The sequence below is a fragment of the Segetibacter aerophilus genome, from assembly GCF_007991655.1.
Lineage (GTDB): Bacteria > Bacteroidota > Bacteroidia > Chitinophagales > Chitinophagaceae > Segetibacter > Segetibacter aerophilus.
The window spans coordinates 53,588-77,897 of the sequence record NZ_BJYT01000009.1; the positions used below are offsets into that span (position 1 = coordinate 53,588).

The window sequence follows — 24,310 nt, forward strand, 5'->3', positions numbered from 1 at the left end:
ATTACTTAGGTAAAAACATCTAAAGGATGGTAATGGCAACTTCTGCGCCTTTTCGTTCGGCAGACAAATATCCCGCGTAGATGGTTGCAATTACATCAGACGCCAGGCTGCTATCACTTTCTATTAGCTCACCAAAAGCTGCCGATCTATAGAAAGCATCCATTTCATGTTGGTATCCTGCAAACCATCCTTCGTCAGGAGATATCGAAGACCAACCTTGTTTTGTTTCGGTCTTCTCGACCACGTAAACCTCCTCAAAGTGTTTTTGCGCAGGCGTATAAGCCTGCATAGAAGTATTAGGATTAATGTTGCAGATAGTTCTGTGATTGGTTGTATTTACTTCGAGCCAGTTATGAACTCCACCAAGAACAAGTTCACTTGCAATTAAATTGGCAATGGTACCATCTTCAAACACTACATGAAGCATTGCAAAATCCTCTGTGTCTTTATAGGTGGTTCTTAAATATCCTTCGTCTTTGAAAGTCGGCATCCGGGTAATGGCGTGCGTGCGCGCTGATATACTTTTAGGTCTTATTGCCCTTCCATTGCGTGCCCTGCCTTCGGCATGTTTCAGGTAAATAGCAGCAGACAACGGGTGGCAACCCTTTCCTATCATCGAACCGCCGCCCGAAAATTTCCATTGTCCGTAAGTAAGGGAATGTGAGCCGGAGTGAGACTCCTCACCATTCATCCAAATAATTTGAGCACCCGTTTTTTGCAAGAGTTCCCTTTCTTTTTGAATGGCTGGCGCATAGACCCAATTCTCCGCATACATAATCTTGCCTTCACTTGCTTTCTCTGCGTCCAACATTCTCCTTACACTTTCCATTGCATGATGAAGGCCTTCTTCCTTAGAGAAAGTATCGCCGTTAAAGCTGGTGCTTCCATCTCCAAAATATCCTGTAAATGGTTTCTCGACTATAACGTGTTTGTTTTGCTGTAAGGCTGCGACAACAATCGGCTCATGCGTAACCGGTGGCGTACATACGTGAACTACGTCAGAATTTTCTATTAACTGATCGACGTTTTCAAATGCCCGTAGGTTTCTTGGTTCTGTAAATTTTACGAGATTATCTGAAGACGGAGAATATGCCCCGGTGATTTCTACCCTGGTACTAAAAACCCTTTGTAAAGCTTCAAAGTGAAACTTTGCCGCAAAGCCTGATCCTACTAATCCTGCCCGTAGAACTTTTTTTTCCATACGTCTTCTTCAAAAAGTTTCTAAAAGTTCAAACCAATAATTGTTTGATTTTTATTGAGCCAATCTGTGTGCTACTATGTGGCATTGTTGCGTCGCACTCTTTTACCTTATTTCAATATTCAACCAAAAATGCGTCTAGCTCATTGTTGACATTACCCCTCTGAAATAACCAATAGACTCAGCCATTCCGGGAAGCGGATCGCTCATATCTTTTTCGAACTCGATGCTGCACATTCCTTTGTAATTATTCTTTTTCAGCGCTTTTATTACAGCGTTAAAATCAATTACGCCTCTGCCGATTTCAATTGCCTTACCTTCTTTCTGAGCAAGTGATACGTCTTTAATATGCAGATCATACAAACGACCTTTAAAATCTTTGATAGCTTTCACCAGGTCCGTTCCTGCCCTTTCAGCATGACCGATATCTAAACAAAGTCCCATTCTTGAGTCCCTGTCTTTAATGCGATCGTACACCTGTTGAGGACCCGGATACAACGCATCTTCAGGCCCGTGATTATGGATGGCTATTCTAATGTCAGTTTCTTTTACTTTCTGTTCAGTATAGTCAATCAGGTCATAAGTTGGTACGCCTACAATCAGCTTCACTCCTACCTTTTTTGCATAATTAAAAGCCTCGTCCACCGCCTGTTTTGTTCTCATATAGATAACCCCAACGGCGTACACATTAATATTTGCAGCTGCGAACTGAGACATTACAGATTTAATCTTTTCGTCATTACTATTGATAGGCAGATGAAATTCTTTTAAAGAAAGGTTTTGAACGCCTATACGTTTCATCATTGCAATCGACTTCTCCAAGTCAAACTTATTGAACGTGTAGCCGGCGATACCAACAGGTAATAAATCACCTTGCTTTGCTACAAAATTTTTTGATTGAGTTGCTGCCTGGTTAATAAAAGGCACGCTGACAGCACCGGCAAAACCGAGTGTTGCCTTCTGAATAAATTTTCTTCTCGACTGTTCCATATTAGCAATTATTATTTTAATCGTTATTGTTAGAATGTTTATTTGGTATTAGTGGTTGCCATTTCCAAACCTTTTGTAGCGGTATAATATTTCGCCAACATATTAGGTACCTCCCACTCGGGCAATTTTTTGTCTTTCAAATACTGAAGGTAGCGTGTCATCACTTGTCCAAAATGAGCTTCATGACCGATCTTATAAGATTGAGGAATAACAAGCTTCCACCCGTTCGCCGTTTTTTCTGTTGTCACACCTGCATAAGAAGCGTTCAGTCTTGTGATCGTATTCTTTAACGTAGACTCAAAACTGTTTTGATTACCAACGGGAATAATATATAGTGTTGGCTGGTAACCCTCTTCTTTTCCCTGCTTGATTTCCAGGTTCGACTTTGTTCCTTTCAGGATAGAATAATGGGTATCACCACCACCGGGAGGAGCTTTATATTCCCAACGTGCTATTGTCTTAACGTGCACGTCTTTCAAGGTGTAGTTAATTTCGCCATTGCCGTGCGTTTGCAAAATGGTATCACTCTTTACATATTGCTTTAAGTATTCCGGGAAAGTACTTTGATTTGTGATGAGGCTAAACTGCGAAAGGGTTAAAGGCTCAGGCCATATTCTGGAAGAATTAATCTTGATGTCTTTTTTATAATCAATTGTCTGATCGGGAAAACATTCCCATTGTACGAGGTCAATTAAATGCGTTCCTACATCCGCTATGGCGTCGCCTTGCTGGGTGGGATCGAAGAACCAAGAGGGCCTCGTCAATACTTTGCCTGAAACAAACTTATAGAAAAAGTGTACGCTTTCCAGTATTACCGAAGGGTCGTTCGAGGTTCCTTTTTTTAACTCGCCAAACAGCTCGGGCGATTGGGCAAGTTCCCTTTGGAGTAGGTTAGTAATTTCGGACCGTTCGGTCATGATATCATACAACAACAATTTCTTCTGAGCCGCTTTTGCAAAAGTGTTCTGCAACAAATTAAAATTTTGAAAGTTGATCGCCATCGGCTTATCACCTAACACATTTAAACCTGCATCAATTGCTTTGTTGATGTATTCTGTTTTCTGACGGTTGTTACCTGCCAACACCACCACGTTTCCTTTCTTTTCGCTAAGCATTTTCTCAAGGTAATCGCTGCCAGTATACACCTTTTCGACCCACTTGGTCGGGTTTTCTTTTCTCTCATTGTATTGCTTAATCAGAGCAAGGTGCGCCTCTAATTCTGCTCCACCGGGTGCATAAACATTTACCTCCGGATCGATACCGCTATACATTTCTTTTTGCACCAAGGCTGCATGGAAATGACCAGGATCTAACGTAATTATTTTTACATTTCCATTACCAGCCGAAGTATTCTTCGATGCGCTATTCATTGTATGGCAACTATTAAGAACTGAAACCAATATAATTGCGAAAGTTATTTTAACCGGGTATCTCATTCCTGTTTTTACTGTTGAGCTTGAAAGATAATTAAGTTTTGAATAGGTCTTTTTTTCTTCAGATTTTCAAATTCTTGCGCCTTCTTTATGTTCTTGATAATTATTCCATTTTATGAAAAATGACATGAAATGTTCGATTCCATGTCATCTGTTTTTGTAGATAGAAAACTTTTAAAAGGGCCGCCATAAAAAGATGAAGTACAAGGGAGTGACACAACGGTGCTGATTTAAAAATCATAAGCTGGTACTACGATCCATTATACTTTAGGCTCCCAACCTTGTTGATAAGTACGACCCCAAAGTTCCATTGCTTTTTTATCGCCTACTACGTGCCCGTTTGTTTGATCTACATTTAATGTATGTCCTGTCCGCTGCGCTATATTTCCGAGCTGCATCCAAAGTGTGCTTTTGAACCCTACTGCTACATCCGCATTCGGAACTTTTGACAGGCGAATACTATCTAAAAAATTAGCAATGTGCACTGCATCCAAACTTTCACCAGGACTTGATGTATTGCGACCATCTATTACTGCGTTCGATTTGATTTCCTTCAAAACTTTGCCCTTCTCGTCGTAGATAGTATAGCCATCATGACCGGTAAGCATTACGCCCTTGTCGCCATAAAACAACACACCGCGGTCGAGACCTTCGGTTTTAAAGTTGTTACAGCTACGCCCCTCCCAAACCACAGTGGCTTCGGGACAATCAAAAGTGATTAGTTGTGTGTCGGGAGTCTGCCAATCGTCTTGCGCAAAATATCTACCACCGGTGGAGTTAACGCGCAGCGGGTAATCAACCCCAAGACCCCAGCGTGCTACGTCAATTTCGTGTGTACCATTGTTAAGCGCTTCACCAGTTCCCCAATGCCAGAACCAATGCCAATTGTAGTGAATCAGATTATCCTTGTAAGGCATTCTTGGTGCAGGACCCTGCCAAAGTTCATAATCAAGTCCCGGCATTACTGCAGTTTCTTTTCCTAACCCAATAGGCTTTCGGGCATTGGTATACCAGGTCTTTGCCATGTGAACTTTACCTATGGCGCCACCCTTTAATTCGTTAATGCCTTCTGTAAGTAATTTCCATGATCTGCGTTGAGTACCCATTTGAACAATCCGGTTATACTTCCTTGCCGCGGCAATAGACATTTCACCTTCACGAGGATTGTGCGCCAAAGGCTTTTCGCAATACACATGCTTACCGGCTGCGCAGCCTAAAATAGTCGCAGGAGCATGCCAATGATCGGGCATGGCTATATAAATTGCATCGACATCTTTGTCGAGCAAAGTTTTACGAAAATCGTTTTCTCCTTTTGGTGCATCCTTACCTGTTTTCTTCACCGCATCAATTCCCTTTTGTCTTGCCTTTTCTTCTACGTCACAGACATACGTCACATCTGTGTTGGCTTGTTTTGCAAAAGTTGCCGCCATGCCTGCCCCACGCCCGTTTGATCCAATCACCGCGACCCTGATCCGATCATTTGCACCTTTAATGTTCCGGTAACTTTTAGCAGTAAAGCCTGAAGCCAGCCCTCCGATAGCCACTGCTGCCGAACTGCCTGCAATATTTTTAATAAATCGTCTTCTTGAATTTTTCATATGCAATTTTTGTTAGAGTTCTTTTATCTTAATATTTCTAAAGGTGATCTTGTCGCCATGTGCCTGCAGCAGGATGGGTGATGAAGCCGCCTCCGCAAATCCTTTGGTCGATTTAAATTTGCTTTGCGCAATCGCCTGTTTAAACGGTTCACTGCCTCTTGTATACTGCAGCACTTTCACTCCATTTAACCAATGCTCCACATTGTCGCCCTTAACAACAATGCGTGCAGTGTTCCACTCGCCAGCAGGCTTATAGGGTTTGTTGGGATCGGGAGGAAAAACATCGTAAAGAGCGGCGGTCTTACGGTTTCCGTTAATTCCAAGCTTTGCATCAGGATGTTTGCTGTCATCTATCAACTGAAATTCGCAACCGAGAGAAGTGTTGGGAAGCAATCGATATTTAATGCCGCTGTTACCAGCTTCGGACACTTTAAAATCAACTGAAAGGTCAAAATTTTTGAAGGTTTTGGTAGTAACAATATCTCCACCATGTCCTATTGCAGGATCAAAACTAAGTTCTCCATTTTGAACGATCCATGCATGATCTGGGGCGGTATCGCGCTCTGCCTTTCTCCAGCCATTTAATGTCTTTCCATCAAACAAAGAGATTGATCCGTCTTTTGATGTAGGTTGAGAATAGGCGAGATCGGCAAAGAGCACTGCAATCAGCAAGAGAAAAAAGGGCAATCGTTTCATATGTTTCGGGAGTAATTTATGGATTATGCAGGAATAAAAAGTGTTTAAATCAAGTTTTAAAACTAGTGCATTTTTTAAAACAATAAGTGATCGGGCTTCCATGTGGACTCCAAAAACCATCTTATTAATTCGGCTGTAATCAGCTTACTAACTTTCTAAAACAACAACGCCTTCATTGCCCGCAACAATAGCTTTGGTTGCCATGCTATAAAAAAGGGAGGTTTCAACTATTCCGGGCACATTTTTAAAAATTGGGTTAATAGATTGAATTTCCGGCCAACTTTCAAAATAGGCGTCTACTAAGTAGTTGCCATTCTCAGTAATTACAGGTCCGTCTTTTTTGTCGTTCATTCGCATCACCATTTTTGCTACTTGAAAAATTTCTTCAATTTTCCTCGAAACAAAGGCTGCCGATTGAGGAAGTATTTCGAGAACAACAGGATATTTTAAATCAAAGCTTTCAACCAATTTTGTTTCATCGCCAATTAAAACAAATTCTTTTGCCATCGCAGCCAACAGCTTCTCTTGTGTATGAATACCGCCACCACTTTTTAATGCGTTCAACTGCCGATCCATTTGGTCGCAACCATCAAAGTAAATATCAATCTGGCTCAAAAATTCTGTCTGAAGAACGGGCAACTTTTTAGTGTGCAATAATTGAAGCGTTGAAAAAGACGATGTAACAAACTGCAGGTCTAGTCCCGACTGTAGACTGGCGTTTAAAAAGTCAACAAGATGAGCAATGGTAGATCCTGCGCCAAGTCCTACAACGGTTTTGTCTTTAACTAATGTAGCTGCCTTTTGCGCCGCAAGCTTTTTTAAATCTGTCATACCAAATTAATTTTTAAGATCGATTTTTAAAATGAAGCAAAGCAATGATATATTATAAAAGTTTCAGTGGAAAGAAACTGTGTTTTAAAATATCGAATGAAATGTTTGCTTTAGATGAAAAATTAGGCAATTTTTACTTAGCCATTAGGAAAGAATATGGTGCAGGAAAAGTAGATAATAGCGCGTAATACTCTTCGATCATCAGCCTGCTTTATACCGGAGTTACAACTGTTTCAATCAAATAAATTTCTTTTATAACTGCTGCATTTATGGAAGCTTGATTAGTTTAGCTCACTTGTTCACATTGTATTCTTGAAGTTAGCTTCCGTATAAAAAATGTCTCTATTTCATCCCTGTTAATTATGAAGCTATGACAAAAACTATCTTTCCTTTCGACTCGCAAATCAGCTACGAGCAGCGCAAGGAAGCTATGATGCAGGAACCTCGTCTCATCTGGCTTACGGGATTATCCGGATCAGGAAAATCTACATTGGCTCTTCGTCTTGAACACTATTTCTTCTTTAAACATTTTAAAGTCTTTATTCTCGACGGCGATAATATGCGCAGCGGACTTTGCAGTGATCTTGGTTTTTCTGAAGAAGACCGAAAAGAAAATCTGCGTAGAGTTGGTGAAGTTTCAAAGCTGATGTTAGATGCAGGCCTTACAGTGATTTGTGCGTTTATATCTCCCTCCGGAGAAGATCGTTCGGCAATTAAAAATATTGTGGGAGAGCAACGGTTTATAGAAGTATACGTGAACTGCACAGTAGAAGTTTGTGAAGAACGAGACGTCAAAGGCTTGTATGCAAAAGCGAGAAAGGGCCTCATTCCGAATTTTACCGGGGTGAGTGCACCCTATGATCCACCGGCACTACCCGATGTTGAGGTACATACGGCTGAGGAAACGGTAGAAGAATCGATGTACAAGATTATTAAGCTAGTTGAGCCTGCCATAAGCTTGCAAACATTACAGGCCTATTATTGCATTTAACCAAATCAATCTTTCTCGCCAAAAATGATCCAAATACAAGGTCTTTTACAACGTGCAAAAGAAGCAGCACTACAGGCAGGAAAAGTGATTATGGAAGTGTATGCAACAGATGACTTTGGAGTGGATATGAAAAGTGATAACTCTCCCTTGACCCGTGCGGACAAAGCCGCTCATAAGGTCATCACAGCGGCGCTTGATAAAAGTGGTTTGCCTGTACTATCAGAAGAAGGAAGCAACATACCTTATGAAGTTCGAAAGGATTGGGACTGGTTCTGGTTGGTAGACCCTTTAGATGGAACGAAAGAATTTATTAAGCGCAATGGAGAGTTTACAGTCAACATTGCTTTAATGCATAACAACGTTCCTGTCGCAGGTGTTATTTATGCGCCTTGCCTCGACGTTCTTTATGTTGGTTCACAGGGAGCGGGAGCGTATAAAATTGTGGATCAACTCCAGGTACAACTACCCTTTATTGAAAAAAAAGAAACTTTACACGAACTACAAAAGAAAGAGAAAATAACCATTGTTGCGTCGAAGTCTCATTTGAATGATGAAACAAAAATTTTTATTGAACAATTTAAAAGTCCCAACCTTTCTTCGATGGGCAGTTCTTTAAAGCTGATGTTACTGGCAGAAGGTGTTGCCGATATTTATCCCAGAATTGCTCCCACAATGGAGTGGGACACTGCTGCCGGACATGGCATTCTACGATCTTTAAATAGAAGTATTTATCAAACAGATTTGCAGACAGAACTTTTATACAACAAAGAAGATTTACTAAATCCTTCCTTTGTTGCTTTTTAGAGAAAGATATGGTTGTAGGCTACATATGCAGTTTTCTCTTACTGCCATCTAACCCTTTTAAACTTGCCTCTTATAACAGGCTCTAAGCCATTTGACCTTTCATAAGTTGACCTAACATTTCTTTAAAATTTTCTTTCTTGTTTGTATGAGGAAGAGGCTCAGCGGGCTCTGCTACTTCAAGGAAATTGCAAAGAGGTCCCCAACCTTCGCTAACGTCGAACACAAGTAATTTATCTGCGGGAACGTATGCTTTCACTTCTTCAATGTGCTGATTAAACACTTTTTCTGCAAAAACTTTGTCCAGAAATTTCCCTTCGAAATGATCTCCCATAATTACATCTTTAGCAAATTCAACGCATTTAATAGTTTCTACAAGTCCGGGATTAGCAGCTATCTTTTGACCCATTTCTTTTTTTTGCTCCTCTGATGGATTTTGCGCCTGCCAAATCGTACTATAAACGCTATCGTGCCATTTTTCAAAAGGTCTGACAGTTAAAATAACTTTTGCATCAGGGTACCGTTTCATATGTTCCTTATACCAGGGGTACGCAGGAAAATCAACCGTTGCCTGGTAGCCATTATATAACTCATCCCAATTTGTAGTGCCCGTTTCTCGTAGCGTTATCCAATGTTGAAGGTGTTGAGGCTGTACAAGTAGTTCCTTCATATGATATGTCTTTATATAACCCAATTTCTCCAAAGACTCTTTAAGAGTGTTTGTACCGGTTCTCGGGAAGCCAGCCCCAATAATTTTGATTGACATTTTTATTTTTTTAAAATGTTTGGAGAAATATTTCTAATCAAGGTATTATTTAAATTACTTAAATGCAAGGCGCAACGTGCTTTCCTTACCCGGTTTGAGTAATTAGTTTTTTTAGTCGTCGCGTTGCTATGATTTAAGAAATAAAAGAATTAAATTAGTAATGCTGCCTACACTCCCATCAATCGTCGAAGCTTTTACGAACCAATTCAAAGAATTCCTGAGACGGTATGATGCCAATGAAGTTTTCCGACACCTATAGCCTAATAATTTAGATACATCTTGCTCACTAGCGAAAGCTTCATCTCCATATTGTTTTCATCATTCAAGCATTCAACATGAAAAAAAATTATCTGCTCCTGGCTCTGTCTGTTGTTTTTATTACTCAGTCATTTGCTCAAAATGGTGTCTCAGCGACCGATACATCTAAAAAGAAACCAGCAGCTCCGGCAGACAGGAATATGTTTGGGTTAGGAATTAAACGAGGTTTAATTTCAAATACTGATGAGGCTACTAATGGTTACATCCTGTTTCCAGTTACTAATTCCGCTTTGGTTTATCTACTTAACCGCAAAGGGGAAGTGGTGCACGAATGGAAAAGCAATTACGGCTCTCTTGCGCCTGTTGCCTATTTAAACAACGACGGTTCCATTATACAAAATGTATTGGATCCTGATTTTCCTGTTTTTGCCGGGGGAGGAGAAGCCGGCCGAATAGAAAAAATAACGTGGGATAATAAAGTTGTATGGGATTATGAATATGCAAACGAAGAAGCCCATATTCACCACGATTTTACTGTTATGCCTAATGGTCATATTTTAGCGATTGCCTGGGAAGCAAGAACAGCTGATGCCGTTATTGCAGCAGGAAGAAAGCCGGCTTTAACACCTAAAGCAGGTCTTTGGCCCGATAAAATAATTGAAATTGAACCGCAAGGCGAACGCGGTGGGAAAATAGTATGGGAATGGAAAATATGGGATCATTTAATTCAAAACCTTGATGCAAAAAAAGCAAACTTTGGCAATCCTGCTGATCATCCCGAATTACTAGATTTTAACGCTGGCGAAGCACTTCCCCCGCCGATGACAAAAGACGATTTCGAGATGCAAAAAGTACAGGGCCGGTTCTGGAGAAACAATACACTGGACAACCTCGGATCGGATGTGTATCATTTCAATGCTATTAAATATAATCCCGACCTCGACCAAATAGCATTTAGTTCACCACACTTAAGTGAGATATTCATAATAGATCATAGCACGACTACCGCACAAGCAGCAAGCCACAAGGGCGGCAGATGGGGAAAAGGCGGAGATTTTTTATACAGATGGGGAAACCCCGAACACTACGGGAGAGGAGACTCAACTAAAAGAACGTTGTTTGGACAGCACGACATACGTTGGATTGAAAAAGGACATCCCGGGGCAGGCCACCTGATGCTATTCAACAACGATATTTCTAACCGCAACAACATGAATTATTCTTCTATTTATGAGATCGTTCCCCCGACTGACTCCAAGGGGAACTATCTCATTGAAAAAGGCAAACCGTTTGGACCGGAAAAACCGATATGGAACTATGTCGCCCCAGACACCGTCTCCTTCTGGAGTAGTTTCATTTCCGGGGCGCATAGATTAAATAACGGCAACACCTTTATAAATGAGGGAGCTAAAGGACATTATTTCGAGGTGACTAAAGACGGAAAAATTGTTTGGGATTATTTCAACCCATACCGCGGAAACATGCAAAAGCCCAATGGTGATCCAATTCCACTAGTCCCTCTAACTTATATCACCTTCAGGTCAATATTTATACCTGCTGATCATCCTGGGCTTGCAAATAAAAAATTAGAGCCGTTAAATCCGCAACCGAAAACTTTTGTTATGCCTCCGCCGCCAGGAACCGCAAGCAAATGACAGAGGGAATAACCAAGCATAATAACTGAGTAGTCAAAGCCCATTAATCTTTTAATATCACACCGTTCTCTTTTACATAAGTTTTCCAGGCGATTAGCATTTCCTTGTATTTAGCCGGGTACTGACTTGACAAATCATATGACTCAGTTGGGTCCTTATCTATATCAAATAATTCAAAAACAGCCTTGCCAAATGGGGGTTCCATTTTTCTTATTTTCCACTTTCCTTTCCTAATTGCGCACCTGCCAAAGAGTTCCCATCCCATCACATAATCATCCTTATGAACATCACTTTTTTTCTTTTCCAGAAATGGCAGTAACGAAGACCCCTTATATTTAGCCAATGATTTTCCATTATTGGTAGGTGGATACGTGGCCCCCGCGACGTCAAGAAATGTCGGGGCAAGGTCCATGATAGTGGTAAAAGTCTTAACTATACCTCTCCCCTCGTTTTGAAATGGCATTTTGATAATCATCGGGCTATGAATACCGCCCTCCGCACTATAACCTTTGTAGTAACTGTTTACTGCACTGCTCGCATGTGCCCATTGCGGCCCATAGGCAATAAATGAATTGGCAGTACCCATATAGGGATATGGATTAGATGGATTAGGGGTTTCATTTAGTTCAAAAACATCTGGACCATTATCGGACAAAAAAACAAAAAGAGTATTTTCATATTCGCCTATTACTTTCAGGTACTGAATAAGTCTACCAATATTTTGATCAAGGTTTTCAATCATTCCGGCATAGATTTCCATTTTCCTAGATTCTATTTTCTGCTCGCTTTTGCTTAAAGAGCTCCAGGCTAATAAGGGTTGGTTTGAAATATTATACAGGCTTCCTTTGACGCGGGGAAGTGGTGGCAATTGCACGTCTCCCAAAACAATTCCTTTTTCTTTTAATGACTCAAATCTAAATGTCCTCAAGCTGTCGTACCCAATATCATACACCCCTTTATACTTTTCAATAAAATCTGTAGGAGCTTGCAATGGCCAATGCGGAGCCGTGTAAGCAGCGTACAAAAAAAAAGGCCTGTTATCTACTCGATCCTTTTCTATAAATTCAATTGATTTGTCAGTGTAAAAATCAGTAGAATATTTACCAGGCGGAAATTGAGCAAAGCTCCCGTCTTCCCAAAACTGGCTCTGACTTCTGTCGGGCGCAAAGTGGTTGGCAGCGGCATCAAGCAAAGCAAAACAACGTTCAAAGCCTTTAGCGGAGGGACTTTGTTCTTTCGTAAGGCCAAGGTGCCATTTGCCTGATATGTAGGTGTGATAACCGGCGTCCTTCATCAACTGCGCAACACAAACAACTCTATTATTAAGAAATCCTTCGTATCCAGGCTTTCCTACCTGTTCGGGATAGTATGAAACATTTTCAGCCATATTTCCTAATCCTGCAATATGGTTATCGGTACCACTTAACAGCATTGCTCTTGAAGGGGAGCAAGTGGCAGCAGTATAAAAATTAGTAAAAATTTGACCCTGTAATGCAAGCGCATTTATGTTGGGAGTGGCAATCTCACTTCCAAAACAACCAAGGTCGGAGTAACCAAGATCGTCTGCAACAATCAAAACAATATTGGGTCGTTTCTTTTGCCTTTGTTCTTGAAAAGAAAAAACCAGACAACAAAGTATGATCAGTATGAATTTGCTTTTTTCCAGTTAAACAAGATAATTTATTTAAAGAGTACATCAAAGTTGCTCACCTGGAATAAGGACGTCACTATAGTAACTACATTTTTAAATTATTATCTTGTAAAGACTACTATCCTGCAAAGCCTTCCTTAGCCACACCTTCACGCGCTAAAATTTAATTATGGACAAGCACAACTGGAAACTGAAACTTACTCTACTTCTTGTGAGCAGCCTCACTATTATGTCTGTTATTACTATTTCTCCTGCCCTACCCCGAATGGCCAGTGCTTTTTCCGGCGTTACAAATGCAACCTTTCTTGTTAAGCTGGTCTTAACTATTCCGGCTCTTATGATAGCCGTCTTTTCGCCTATTACAGGTCGATTAATTGATAAGCATGGCAGGCTAAAAATTCTATGGTTCTCTTTAGTACTATATGCACTATGCGGATCGGCAGGATACTTTCTAAATAATCTTTATCACATACTTATTTCAAGGGCATTGCTTGGAGTAGCGGTTGGCATGTCTATGACAATCGTGATCACACTAATTGCTGATTATTTCGAGGGCTTGGAGCGACAAAAATTTGTGGGATTACAAATCGCTTTTATGTCTATCGGAGGTATTGTATTTATTGGTTTGGGTGGAATTCTTTCAGACCTTGGATGGCGTTATCCCTTCTTAATTTACCTGTCTTCGCTAGTTGTTCTACCTTTTAGCATTGCCTACCTTTATAAGCCAACAGTTATAAAAAAAGGAAATGAGGCAACACCATTCATTAAAGCCCCGCCAATAATATGGATGTTATTTATCAACACTATGCTGATGTGGATCATCTTCTTTTTAATACCTGTACAAATACCTTTCTACCTTAAGACCCTAGGTGTAGAAAAGAATGCTCTGGTAGGTGCAGCCATTGCAACAAGTACAGCATTTTCTGCCATCTCATCGTTTGCTTATTCTAAAATAAAAAGTCGTTTTAGTTTTCTTACCATTTTTTCTATGGGGTATTTATTAATGGCTCTCGGATTTATTTGTGTCTTTTTTTCCAGTTCTTTTGTAATGGTTGTTGTTGCCATGATGCTTTCTGGTTTTGGAATGGGAATGATGATACCAAATACGAATATGTGGGTCATGAAAATTGCCCCTCCTGCCATCCGCGGAAAAGAAATAGGTAAGTTGACCACCTTTTGGTTTCTTGGGCAGTTCTTATCACCCATCGTAATTTTTCCTGTGTTAAATGTCTTATCGGTATCCGCCACATTTATGCTGGCCTCAGGCTTTCTTTTTTTGATGTCAATTACCTTTCTTGTTTTTCATTCTACCGCGACAGGAAAGTTGATTACCCAATGATAGAAATTGCAAATAATGAGTTGGTGGCAATTATAATTTGCAAAATCTTTGAAGAAAAATAATAAGTTTTGAAAAAAATGCAGAAATGAGATCGATAATAGAGTAAGGCAATAAGTACATCAAAAAGCACCTCAAAGACGTCCTATACACTCTTCTTATTATGAAATTTTCCACATCGTTAGAATGAATAAGTAACGGTGTAATGCAAAGACTATTTTTGCCGCATGATCATATTGGATTATTGGCGCGAGATTGTTTTTGCTGTGTTTTGCCTGGTCACCTTTATTCAACTTTTCTATTACATCGCCATTTTTAGCCGTCTTGCTTTTTACAAAGTTGCTCCTAAATTTCACTCTCAACAACAGCCCGTTTCTGTCATTATTTGTGCAAGGGACGAAGCAGATAACCTGGCAAGAAATCTGCCTGGCGTACTTGTTCAAAACTATCCCACTTCTAACGAGGTTATTTTGGTAAATCATAATTCTACTGACGATACAAAGTACCTAATAGAAGAATTTCAACGGACTTTCAAAAACCTCATGCCTGTTTCTTTGACCCAGGACGCAATGATGATCTCAGGTAAAAAGTTTCCGTTAAGCATGGGAATAAAATCGGCCCGCTATGAAACCTTATTATTAACGGATGCTGATTGTGTTCCTGCAAGCGAAAACTGGATTCAGCTAATGCAGGATGGATACAAGCCCGAGACAGAAATTGTACTAGGTTATGGCGCGTACACAAAAGCTGGTAGCTTTCTCAATAAAATAATTCGCTTTGAAACATATCATTCCGCCCTACAATATTTGAGCTATGCGCTTGCTGGCATTCCTTACATGGGTGTTGGGCGAAACCTTAGTTACAAAAAAGAAATCTTTTTCAAGAACAAAGGTTTTTCATCCATGAACTTTATACCGGGAGGAGATGACGATCTTTTTATAAATAAGGTCGCTACAAAAACAAATACGGCAATTGTAATAGATCCGGAGGCGCATACTTTAAGCAAGGCAAAGAAAACATGGGAGGAATGGTTTACACAAAAAACAAGGCATTATTCAACTGCGAAATATTACCAGAAAAAACACAAGTGGTTGCTTGGTATGTATTCGGTTACACAATTTTTGTTTTACCCGCTTTTTATTTTCACCGCCATTTTTTTCAGCTGGTGGATCGCTCTTTGCATTTTTGGAGTCAGGTTAATAGTTCAGGCGTTTATCTATTTTACCACAATGAAGAAACTAAACGAAGCTGATCTATTCCCGTTGTTTTTATTATTCGAATTATGGATGTGCGTCTACTATATCTTGTTTTTGCCGGCTTTGTTTAAAAAGGCAAAAAAATCGTGGAATTAGGAAATTAAAAAATGCCCGCTGTTTTAGATTAAAAGAATACTCGAATGGAAATCATTCTAAAATATTTCAGTGACTTCGATGAGAAGCAACTGCGACAATTTGCCGCGCTGGAAGAATTGTATAAAGACTGGAACGGCAAGATCAATGTCATTTCGCGTAAAGACATCGAGAGCCTGTACCTGAAGCATGTATTGCATTCACTCGCTATTGCAGCCACTATTGAATTCCAGCCCGGGACCAGCGTTATTGACATTGGTACCGGCGGCGGCTTTCCTGGTGTTCCATTAGCCATTTTTTTCCCTGAGGTGCAGTTTCATCTTGTCGATAGTATTGCTAAAAAACTAAAAGTTATCAATGAAGTCTCTAATGCAATTGGATTAACTAACATAACTACTCAACACACGCGTGCAGAAGAAATCAAAAACAGGCAGTTTGATTTTGCAGTATCAAGGGCGGTGGCACCGATTAAAGATTTATGGAAATGGGCTTATCCGCTTATAAAAAGGGGTAACAAGCAAGAGTTGCCCAACGGTTTAATTTGCCTAAAGGGAGGCGATTTGGTACAGGAAATTGCGGAAAGTTCAGTTAAACCCCGAATGATACCAATCGACGAAATTTTCGAGGAAGATTATTTTAAAGAGAAATACCTGTTGCACATTACAAAATAAGCTTGCAGTGAAGCCCTGCCTTTTAATAATGGCCAGGTTTAAAAGAGTTTTTATGAAGCCAGCATAGTTTACAAATGAAGCTATGTTGCGACGCTCCGTTCATCCTCTGTATTCCATAGGTACAAATGAAATGCAACCTGTTTATTCCCTTTAAGCAAAACAGCCGAAAAAACAGTTGAACTAACACTTGTAGCCAGGAGCTTAAGGCATGGATAGGAACGATGATGAAAGCTATACATGTACAAGAGTGCGACGCCACTAATGATGATGATAAACAAATGCCGGCCCCATGAAAATCCCCAGCACTTGGGCCAGGGACAAAACTAATTTTTGATATAAGGGCTAAACTATTTCTTCAAGTACATTACTTCCTTTACCAGCTTCACAGTTCTTGGAACATCGGGAAGGTAAGCCGCCACAAGATTTGGAGCGTAGTGCATAGGAGCATCGGCACTGGTAATACGGCGGATAGGTGCATCAAGATAATCGAACCCTTCTTTCTGAATGCGGTACGTAATCTCAGAGCTTACAGAAGCAAAAGGCCACTGCTCTTCAACTATCACCAGGCGATTTGTTTTCTTTACACTTTCTAAAATCGTATACCAGTCTAAAGGACGGATTGTTCTTAGGTCTATTACCTCAGCTTCGATACCTTCTTTCGCCAATTCTTCAGCAGCGCCTAAAGCCACTTTCATCATCTTATTGAAAGAAACGATGGTCACATCTTTTCCGGGCCTTTTTATATCAGCCTTCCCTATCGGAATGTAATATGTTTCTTCGGGCACTTCACCTTTTTCTCCATACATCACCTCGCTTTCCATAAACACCACCGGGTCATTATCGATGATGGCACTTTTCAATAATCCCTTGGCATCGTATGGGTTAGAAACCGAAATAACTTTCAACCCGGGAATATTGGCATATAAACTTTCAAAGGCAGTAGAGTGCTGCGCTCCCAATTGGCCAGCACTTCCATTTGCTCCGCGGAATACGATGGGGCAACCAACCTGGCCACCACTCATTGCAAGCATTTTACTTGCTGTATTTAAAATCTGATCCAGCGCTAAGACTGCAAAGTTCCAGGTCATGTATTCTACGATAGGACGAAGTCCGTTTTGTGCAGCACCGACAGCTATAGCAGTAAAACCTAGTTCTGCGATCGGCGTATCTATTACCCTTTTTGGACCAAACTCTGCTAACATTCCCTGGCTAACCTTATATGCACCGTTGTATTCCGCAACCTCTTCACCCATCAAAAAGACTTTTTCATCTTTTCTCATTTCTTCGCTCATGGCTTCTCTTAGGGCCTCTCTAAAAAGGATAGTACGCATATTGTCAGTGGAATTATTAGGAATAAATAAAGGTGCTTTTTAAAAAGCCCCGCAAAAATAGAAGATTATAGATTATAATCCCAAAATGACTAATCAGTATTTTAGGTGGGGCAAAAAAAATCCCGCTAAAGCTATTAGCGGGATTTCGTCGTTTTTTCGAATTAGGTTAAAAAACATTATAAGCCAAGGCGACGTAATAAAGGCCGCCGATATTTGGGTTACCAAAAGCGGTTGTATAATAATGATTGGTAAGATTAGTTGCACCCAATTTTATCATCGTTTTAATTGCTGGCATTTTGAAATTGATTTGGGCATCAAGCGTATGAAAAGCCGGAACGTTTCCGGCACCAAAATCATTTTCATAGTAGTAAGCATCCTGAAAGCGGTATTGCAAAGCAAAGCCAACTCTTTTCTTGTAAAGAAATCCGCTGTTAGCTAAACCAACATTAGCTCTGTACTTAGGAGTATTATAGTACGTAATGAAATTAGCAGGAACATTTTTTATTTCATCCGAATAAGCGTTTGCATTAATAGAGAAATTGTTAGGTAGCAGGTATTCTGCAGAAAGACCCCAACCCTGGGTATTAACCTTTTCGGTACTGTTTACTGAAACCGAGTAAATTTTATAGTTCAGCAAGCCCGGGATAGTACCGTTAGAAGATTGCAACGCGGTAGTACGGCCGATGAAATTTTCGTACTTGGTATAATAAGCATAAGCATCCAACAGAAGCTTGCCTCCCACTAATGTCTTGTACCCAATTTCATAAGAGGTAGCAGACTCTGGCTTGTACTCTCCAAACGTTTGTTGTTTCAGCAATGCAGGATTGCCGCTTGCAGCAAAAGCTTGCACACTTTCAACAGTATAGACAGGATTACCTTTAAAATTATAAAAATCGCGCAGTTGCGGTAGACCGCCAATCAGGCGAATTCCACCACCAATAACCAGGTTTATCCACTGGTTCTGAGTGGAAGGGAAACGATAAGCCGTTTGATATGACAGTCTAAGATTGTTGTCTTTAGCTACAGTGATTACCGCAGAAAAGCGTGGAGTAAAACGTCCCTTAAAGTTTTCATTCTTATCATACCTTGTTGATGCAGTCAGTTTTAATACGTCTTTGAAAAATCTTTTTGATATTAAAAATGAAGCACCTACCTCATTGATACCAATACGTCCTGCGGTGTCGGCGAATATTGTTCCGCCAGAATTTAGCACGTACCTCTTAAAGCTTGCTCCTACCAGGACTTCCGCAAATTTTACTTTATCAGTTAGGTTGTATTGTCCTTCAGTCATATACAACGCTGACTTGTCCACAAACAAACCTCCGCCATTTGAAATTGATCTTGCAGCAACAGAGTCAAAGATTTTTGTAAACTGAGGCGTACCTGGTTCAGGTCTTCCCTGGTCTGCATAAGTACGGGCAGCAGAATGATAAGCTGCGGTATTAGCAAGCATCACTCCCTGGGCAGTTGCAGCCGCTTGTTGATCTGTTTGTCCGGCACCCTTAGCTGCTACAAAAGCAGTTTGGTAAGTTGTGGCAGCGCCTGTGGCAAACACTGCAGCATATTGCGGGTACCAGCTTCCTGCAGCGTTTGCTGGATTAAAGCTTCGTTTCCATCCTTCGTTAAAAAGTTGGGAAGTAGCAGTAGCATTGAAAGACTTACCTGCATCTTCCTGGGTTGTATAACCTCTTAAGAACCAGTTTTTGTGCCTGAACTCAAGTTTATACTGGGCCATTTTAAAATCTCTCAGACTATACCTATCGCTACCGGTGTAAACCGTAGTTCCTGAACCCCAATTAGCACTTAAAGAACTCTCCACTGAAGGGGTGATCTTGTAATGGATAGCACCTGAAAATCTAAGATTTTTTGTAGTGGGATCTATAATGTCAGCTTCTTTATACCCGGTTCTTGAAACGTTGATAGCTCCATTTGTCAGGTAAGGCGCAAGGATTGCAGCAAATTGCTGTGGGTTTGGACTAGCCGCTACAACGCCTTGTAGAAAAGGAGTTCCAGGATCTCCGGTACTTGGCGGCTTGCGAATATCAAGAGATGTTTCATCGCCATAAACATTTACACCTTGGTAATTTGGATCATCCGTCCGGCTACCAGGGATGGTTTTTCCAGTTGCCGGATTGTTGCCTCTATTAAAGTTGGAATAATCCTGCGCTACCCAATCTTTGGCTTGTATATATTGAACTCCAAACTTGAAAGCAAATTTCTCAGACAGTGCGCGTGCATATCTCATGCTAACATCGTTGTAAGCGGAAGCACTTCTCGCATTGTCACCGATATGCATTACTCCTTCTTTTACCTGCGCACTTAATCCCTGGTATTTAAAAGGATTCTTACTATTGATAAGTAAAGTTCCGTTCATTCCACCTGGACCATACAAAGCTGAAGATGCTCCACCAAGCAACTCCATATTATCAACGTCGAGATCAGTTGGCCCAATCATACTACCGACAGGAAAATTCAGGCCGGGAGCTTGGTTATCCATTCCATCAACTAATTGATTAAGACGAAGGTTTCCACTACCGTTGAAACCACGCGTTGAAGGAGTTTTAAAATTGAGACTTGAGGTTATTATATCAACACCTTTCAAAGTACCGACAATATCATAATAACTAAGCGCGGGAGAATTACGAATCGCTGTAGAGCTTACTCGCTCAATAGTAACAGGTGACTCTAAAATTCTTTCAGGTAGCCTGGATGCGGCAACTACAACATCTTGTGCTAATGCAGAAGTAGGATCAAGGACAACTGACACAGAGGAAGAATTACTTGTCACTAACACCTCTTTAGGGGCAAAGCCAACTGAGGATATAACTAATGTAGCAGGAAACTTCTTTATGCCCGATAGCTTAAAATTACCTTTATCATCAGTGTAAGTACCGGTACCTGTTCCTTTAACTATTATAGAAACAGCAGCTATGTTCTCATTGTTGATAGTGCTTTTAATGTTTCCTGAAACAGTATTATTTGATTGGCTAAAAGCATTAACAGAAACAAGTGCTACCAAAAGAAAGGGGAAAAGCAAATCGTAGATCTTTTTCATAAAGCAGTTTTTATAAAGTATTGCACTACCAAAATAAATATAGTTTACATGCCGAGAAAATTTAATTTTCTAACAACTGTGCGTACTAAATTAAAAGCAATAATTCCAACAACAACACAATACAAATAATCGTGCGTGCCAATAAAAATATTTTTAAAACTGTCTGGATATTACTTTTGAAGCATGAGCAAATTTCAGTTTCCCAATCAAACAAATTTCTATAGCGGCAAGGTGAGAGATGTTTACTCAATAGGCAAAGACTGGTTGGTGATGGTAGCGAGCAATCGTATTTCTGCCTTTGATGTGATCCTACCGAAACCAATACCATATAAGGGTCAAGTACTAAACCAGGTAGCTGCATTCATGCTTGCGCAAACGACAGACATTTGCCCCAATTGGCTTGTAAGCACGCCAGCTCCCAACGTCGCTCTTGGAAAACGTTGTACTCCTTTTAAAGTTGAAATGGTTGTTCGCGGTAATCTTACCGGCCATGCATGGCGGACATATAGGGAAGGAAAAAGAATGCTTTGTGGGGTTGCGTTGCCCGAAGGTTTAAGAGAAAATGATTTTTTTGCTGCCCCCATTATTACACCTTCTACCAAAGCGGAAGCGGGTCACGATGAAGATATATCAAGAGAAGATATTATTGCCTCTAACCTGGTGAACGAAGCCGATTATCAACTACTTGAAAAGTATACTCTTGCGTTGTTTGAAAGAGGTAAAGAACTTGCAGCAAAAAGAGGGCTAATCCTAGTCGATACAAAATATGAATTCGGAAAGATTGGAAACACGATCTATCTCATGGATGAAATTCACACACCTGACTCTTCACGGTATTTTTATGAGGATGGTTTTGAAGAAAGGTTGCGAAACAATGAAGCTCAAAAACAGCTCAGTAAAGAGTTCGTGCGTGAATGGTTAATAGCAAATAATTTTATGGGTAAAGAAGGGCAAACTGTACCTGACATGAGTGAAGACTGGATACAGACCATTAGCAACAGGTACATTGAATTGTACGAACAATTGATAGGAGAAAAGTTTGTTCCGGAAGACTTAAGTGATGAAGAAACGGAAAGAAGAATAATTGCTGCTTTAAAAACGCAGGGCGCTATTTGATTTATAAGTAGAAGAATTTAAAACCTCCGCTTTTGACGTTAAACGTAGAAGCACGGCTTTATTATTGAGTTACTAATGACCAGGAAAGTGCGACCAAAAAAAGTTGGCATAGAATTTTTACCCATAAGTAATATCATTTTAAATCAATTATTTATGAAAAAAAATCTATTTATGCTAGCGCTTGCGATGGTTGCAGGTGTAGTTGTGGTAAAAGCCCAAATTCAAAGAGGAAATGTATTGGTAGGTGGAGATGTTGCTAATTTTGATGTAGGCCTTAATGAAGGTTCTGTGTTTACCGTAGATATCACTCCTAAGGCAGCTTGGTTTATTAAGGATAACACTGCAATTGGAGCTTATCTTAATTTAGGCTATCAGACAGCAAAAGGAAAAGGCTCGGATTTCCTTTACGGAGTCGGGGCCCTGGTCCGTCAATATTCAGGCGGTAATGCTGTTCCCGCTCTAAGGCATACCCGTCTATTTGTCGAGGCTAATGTAGGTATTGACGGAATAAATCATTCGGCTTCAAGCACTAATACTACTACTAATGGATTAGGCTTAGGTATCGGACCAGGACTGTCTTATTTCATAACACCCAACGTTGGTCTTGAAGGATTAGTTATGTATAGAGGTATATTAGGATTTGGAACCAGGGCAACCACTAGTAACTTAAATCTTAATGTAGGTTTTCAAATTTATTTGCCTGGAAGGGCTCTTAGAAATGCTGCAACAAATACACAGTAATAAGACAGCGTGTTGTTTCTTTAAAAAGGTAAAAGCTGCAGCTGTTTAAATAGTACTTAAGGCTATTCAAACCGCCGCAGCTTTTTAATGTTACTTTTTTATTTCAGCAATTTTCTCAACATCTGGTATAGCGTTTCACCTCGCAGGTCTCTTGCTATAATTTTACCTGTGGGATCTAACAGCAAATTTGCAGGAATGCTTTGGATACGATACAACTGGGCAACTTCATTTTGCCAGTATTTAAGATCACTCACATGCGTCCAGGTTAAATTATCTGCCTGTATGGCTTGTTTCCATTTGTCCTTACTCTGATCGAGCGACACACTTAAAATAGTGAAGTTCTTATCTTTGAAAGCGTTATAAGCTGCAACGACAGCAGGGTTTTCATGGCGGCAAGGTCCACACCAGCTTGCCCAAAAATCAACCAGTACATATTTGCCTTTAAAGGATGACAAGGAAACCGGTTTGTTGGCTGTATCATTCTGGGTAAACTCAACTGCCTGGGTTCCTGTAGCACCTACTTTACTTGAAGCCAAAAATTTAGCTATTTCCCTTCCGTAAAAAGTTTCTTGTGCCGCAGGTTTTAAGCTGTTGTAGCGCTTCTCAAGAACATTCATATCATTTGTAATTGGGCTTGTTACATACACTATAAAAGGCGTTACCGGCGACCCTGGTTTGGCTTTTATGAAGAGGTCAACTTGTTCTAACACTTTTTGTTTCGTCTTTTCAAAAAGGCCAACTAGTGAATCTCTTTTTAGACCTGCAGCTGTTTTATTTGCGGATGCTACAATTTGATCAAGTTTTACTTTGAGCGGATCAAACTTAGATTTGTAATATGCATAATCTGCTGCAGCCGCAGAACCCGTTATCATTAACTTTTTAAGCGATTTTACGTCACCGGTTGCAGTCAGCTTAGCAGGTGTTAAGAACACTTCAGTTACCTCAGGATGGCCAATAAAAGATAGCTGGTAAATATCAGCGTCAGCAACTTTACCGAAAAGAGTAAACTTTCCTTTTTGTGCATATCCGGTAGCAATTACATTACTGGCCTGACCAGAATGTGCAAGAAAAACCATCGTACTATCAGGTAAGCCAGCGATGCTTCCACTGATTACAAAGTCACCTTCAGGCGATTGATTGGCTATATTTTGGGCAAACGAAAAACACGGTAACAGAAAAAGTGCTAAGAAGAATTTCATACTATTTCGAGTGGCGCTTTTGTAAAATCTGAATAACATCGTGCAATTTATAGCCTTTTGCGTTAAGTAAAATCAAATAATGAAACAGCAAATCGGCGGATTCATTTAGAAATAACTCCTCATTATTGTCCTTCGCTTCAATAACAACTTCTACCGCTTCCTCCCCTACTTTTTGGGCAATTTTGTTTAGTCCTTTCTTAAAAAGAGAAGCAACATAGGATTTATCAGGGGTAAGACTTTTCCTTTGTTCGATCACTTTTTCGAGGTAAGGCAAAAAATTATCTGAACGATTTACCTCATTAAAACAGGTATCGGCGCCAGTGTGACAAACCGGACCAACAGGGTTGGCTTTTATTAAAATGGTATCGTTGTCGCAATCTGTCAGTAAAGATTTTACAAAAAGAAAATTGCCACTCTCTTCACCCTTTGTCCAAAGCCTTTGCTTGGTTCGGCTATAAAAAGTAACCTTACCAATCTCATTCGTTTTAGCTAAAGCTTCTTCATTCATAAAGCCCAGCATTAATACTTTATTAGTCTCGTTATCCTGTACAATTACCGGAACTAAACCGTCACTATATTTTGCAAAATCTATATTCACTTATTTGTTTTTTTAGTGAGCTTCATTAATTCTGTTGTATCACCGG

At 40.2% G+C, this 24,310-nt stretch carries 20 protein-coding genes; 8 read left to right on the plus strand and 12 right to left on the minus strand.

Annotated elements, in window-relative coordinates; translation table 11 throughout:
• Nucleotides 1–19: 19 nt before the first annotated feature.
• The 6 genes from SAE01_RS12990 to rpiA form a co-directional block, all read right to left on the minus strand.
• Nucleotides 20–1,201, minus strand: a complete 1,182-nt coding sequence (locus tag SAE01_RS12990; protein ID WP_147204200.1) for a Gfo/Idh/MocA family protein — start codon at nucleotides 1,199–1,201, stop codon at nucleotides 20–22.
• A 135-nt stretch (nucleotides 1,202–1,336) separates the two neighbouring features.
• Nucleotides 1,337–2,188, minus strand: coding sequence for a sugar phosphate isomerase/epimerase family protein (locus SAE01_RS12995; protein ID WP_147204201.1), 852 nt, complete (start codon nucleotides 2,186–2,188; stop codon nucleotides 1,337–1,339).
• A 38-nt stretch (nucleotides 2,189–2,226) separates the two neighbouring features.
• On the minus strand, nucleotides 2,227–3,624 hold the full coding sequence (locus SAE01_RS13000; RefSeq protein WP_147204202.1) for a putative oxidoreductase C-terminal domain-containing protein: 1,398 nt from the start codon (nucleotides 3,622–3,624) through the stop codon (nucleotides 2,227–2,229).
• 257 nt (nucleotides 3,625–3,881) lie between these two features.
• A complete protein-coding gene (locus tag SAE01_RS13005; protein ID WP_147204203.1) occupies nucleotides 3,882–5,219 on the minus strand; it encodes a Gfo/Idh/MocA family protein in 1,338 nt (445 codons plus the stop codon).
• 12 nt (nucleotides 5,220–5,231) lie between these two features.
• Entirely contained in the window at nucleotides 5,232–5,915 is a 684-nt protein-coding gene (locus SAE01_RS13010) for a 3-keto-disaccharide hydrolase (protein WP_147204204.1), read from the minus strand.
• Nucleotides 5,916–6,062: 147 nt separating this feature from the next.
• Nucleotides 6,063–6,746, minus strand: a complete 684-nt coding sequence (rpiA, locus tag SAE01_RS13015) for a ribose 5-phosphate isomerase A (protein ID WP_147204205.1) — start codon at nucleotides 6,744–6,746, stop codon at nucleotides 6,063–6,065.
• A gap of 370 nt (nucleotides 6,747–7,116) precedes the next feature.
• On the opposite strand from rpiA, the gene cysC reads away from it, so the two are divergent.
• Together cysC and cysQ are read left to right on the plus strand one after the other, a co-directional pair.
• Complete coding sequence (gene cysC / locus SAE01_RS13020; protein ID WP_147204206.1) at nucleotides 7,117–7,737, plus strand: adenylyl-sulfate kinase; 621 nt, start codon at nucleotides 7,117–7,119, stop codon at nucleotides 7,735–7,737.
• 24 nt (nucleotides 7,738–7,761) lie between these two features.
• A complete protein-coding gene (gene cysQ / locus SAE01_RS13025) occupies nucleotides 7,762–8,541 on the plus strand; it encodes a 3'(2'),5'-bisphosphate nucleotidase CysQ (protein ID WP_147204207.1) in 780 nt (259 codons plus the stop codon).
• 82 nt (nucleotides 8,542–8,623) lie between these two features.
• On the opposite strand, the gene SAE01_RS13030 is transcribed toward cysQ, so the two are convergent.
• The gene (locus SAE01_RS13030) at nucleotides 8,624–9,304 is read right to left on the minus strand and encodes a sulfotransferase family protein (protein ID WP_147204208.1); all 681 of its coding nucleotides are present in this window, start codon (nucleotides 9,302–9,304) and stop codon (nucleotides 8,624–8,626) included.
• A 335-nt stretch (nucleotides 9,305–9,639) separates the two neighbouring features.
• On the opposite strand from SAE01_RS13030, the gene SAE01_RS13035 reads away from it, so the two are divergent.
• Complete coding sequence (locus SAE01_RS13035) at nucleotides 9,640–11,217, plus strand: aryl-sulfate sulfotransferase (RefSeq protein WP_147204209.1); 1,578 nt, start codon at nucleotides 9,640–9,642, stop codon at nucleotides 11,215–11,217.
• Nucleotides 11,218–11,260: 43 nt separating this feature from the next.
• Here the strand turns inward: SAE01_RS13035 and SAE01_RS13040 are convergent, their stop codons facing one another.
• Nucleotides 11,261–12,793 carry an arylsulfatase gene (locus SAE01_RS13040; protein WP_170234157.1) on the minus strand — a complete coding sequence of 511 codons (1,533 nt, stop codon included), beginning with the start codon at nucleotides 12,791–12,793 and terminating at the stop codon, nucleotides 11,261–11,263.
• 244 nt (nucleotides 12,794–13,037) lie between these two features.
• On the opposite strand from SAE01_RS13040, the gene SAE01_RS13045 reads away from it, so the two are divergent.
• The 3 genes from SAE01_RS13045 (at nucleotide 13,038) to rsmG (ending at nucleotide 16,224) form a co-directional block, all read left to right on the plus strand.
• Entirely contained in the window at nucleotides 13,038–14,207 is a 1,170-nt protein-coding gene (locus tag SAE01_RS13045) for an MFS transporter (RefSeq protein ID WP_147204211.1), read from the plus strand.
• A 224-nt stretch (nucleotides 14,208–14,431) separates the two neighbouring features.
• Nucleotides 14,432–15,556: a glycosyltransferase gene (locus tag SAE01_RS13050; RefSeq protein ID WP_170234158.1), complete on the plus strand. Its 1,125-nt coding sequence runs from the start codon at nucleotides 14,432–14,434 to the stop codon at nucleotides 15,554–15,556.
• Nucleotides 15,557–15,600: 44 nt separating this feature from the next.
• Nucleotides 15,601–16,224 (plus strand): 16S rRNA (guanine(527)-N(7))-methyltransferase RsmG, encoded by a 624-nt coding sequence (rsmG, locus tag SAE01_RS13055; protein WP_147204212.1) that lies wholly within the window; start codon nucleotides 15,601–15,603, stop codon nucleotides 16,222–16,224.
• A gap of 347 nt (nucleotides 16,225–16,571) precedes the next feature.
• Here the strand turns inward: rsmG and SAE01_RS13060 are convergent, their stop codons facing one another.
• Nucleotides 16,572–17,555 (minus strand): pyruvate dehydrogenase complex E1 component subunit beta, encoded by a 984-nt coding sequence (locus tag SAE01_RS13060; RefSeq protein ID WP_147204213.1) that lies wholly within the window; start codon nucleotides 17,553–17,555, stop codon nucleotides 16,572–16,574.
• 166 nt (nucleotides 17,556–17,721) lie between these two features.
• Nucleotides 17,722–20,610, minus strand: coding sequence for a TonB-dependent receptor (locus SAE01_RS13065; protein WP_147204214.1), 2,889 nt, complete (start codon nucleotides 20,608–20,610; stop codon nucleotides 17,722–17,724).
• Between the two features lie 183 nt (nucleotides 20,611–20,793).
• On the opposite strand from SAE01_RS13065, the gene SAE01_RS13070 reads away from it, so the two are divergent.
• Nucleotides 20,794–21,726 (plus strand): phosphoribosylaminoimidazolesuccinocarboxamide synthase, encoded by a 933-nt coding sequence (locus SAE01_RS13070; protein WP_147204215.1) that lies wholly within the window; start codon nucleotides 20,794–20,796, stop codon nucleotides 21,724–21,726.
• Between the two features lie 153 nt (nucleotides 21,727–21,879).
• Nucleotides 21,880–22,467: a hypothetical protein gene (locus SAE01_RS13075; RefSeq protein WP_147204216.1), complete on the plus strand. Its 588-nt coding sequence runs from the start codon at nucleotides 21,880–21,882 to the stop codon at nucleotides 22,465–22,467.
• Nucleotides 22,468–22,565: 98 nt separating this feature from the next.
• Here SAE01_RS13075 and SAE01_RS13080 read toward each other — a convergent pair whose 3' ends face one another.
• Both SAE01_RS13080 and hisIE read right to left on the minus strand, forming a co-directional pair.
• The gene (locus tag SAE01_RS13080; protein WP_170234159.1) at nucleotides 22,566–23,666 is read right to left on the minus strand and encodes a TlpA disulfide reductase family protein; all 1,101 of its coding nucleotides are present in this window, start codon (nucleotides 23,664–23,666) and stop codon (nucleotides 22,566–22,568) included.
• Nucleotide 23,667: 1 nt separating this feature from the next.
• Complete coding sequence (hisIE, locus tag SAE01_RS13085) at nucleotides 23,668–24,264, minus strand: bifunctional phosphoribosyl-AMP cyclohydrolase/phosphoribosyl-ATP diphosphatase HisIE (protein ID WP_147204217.1); 597 nt, start codon at nucleotides 24,262–24,264, stop codon at nucleotides 23,668–23,670.
• Nucleotides 24,265–24,310: the final 46 nt, after the last annotated feature.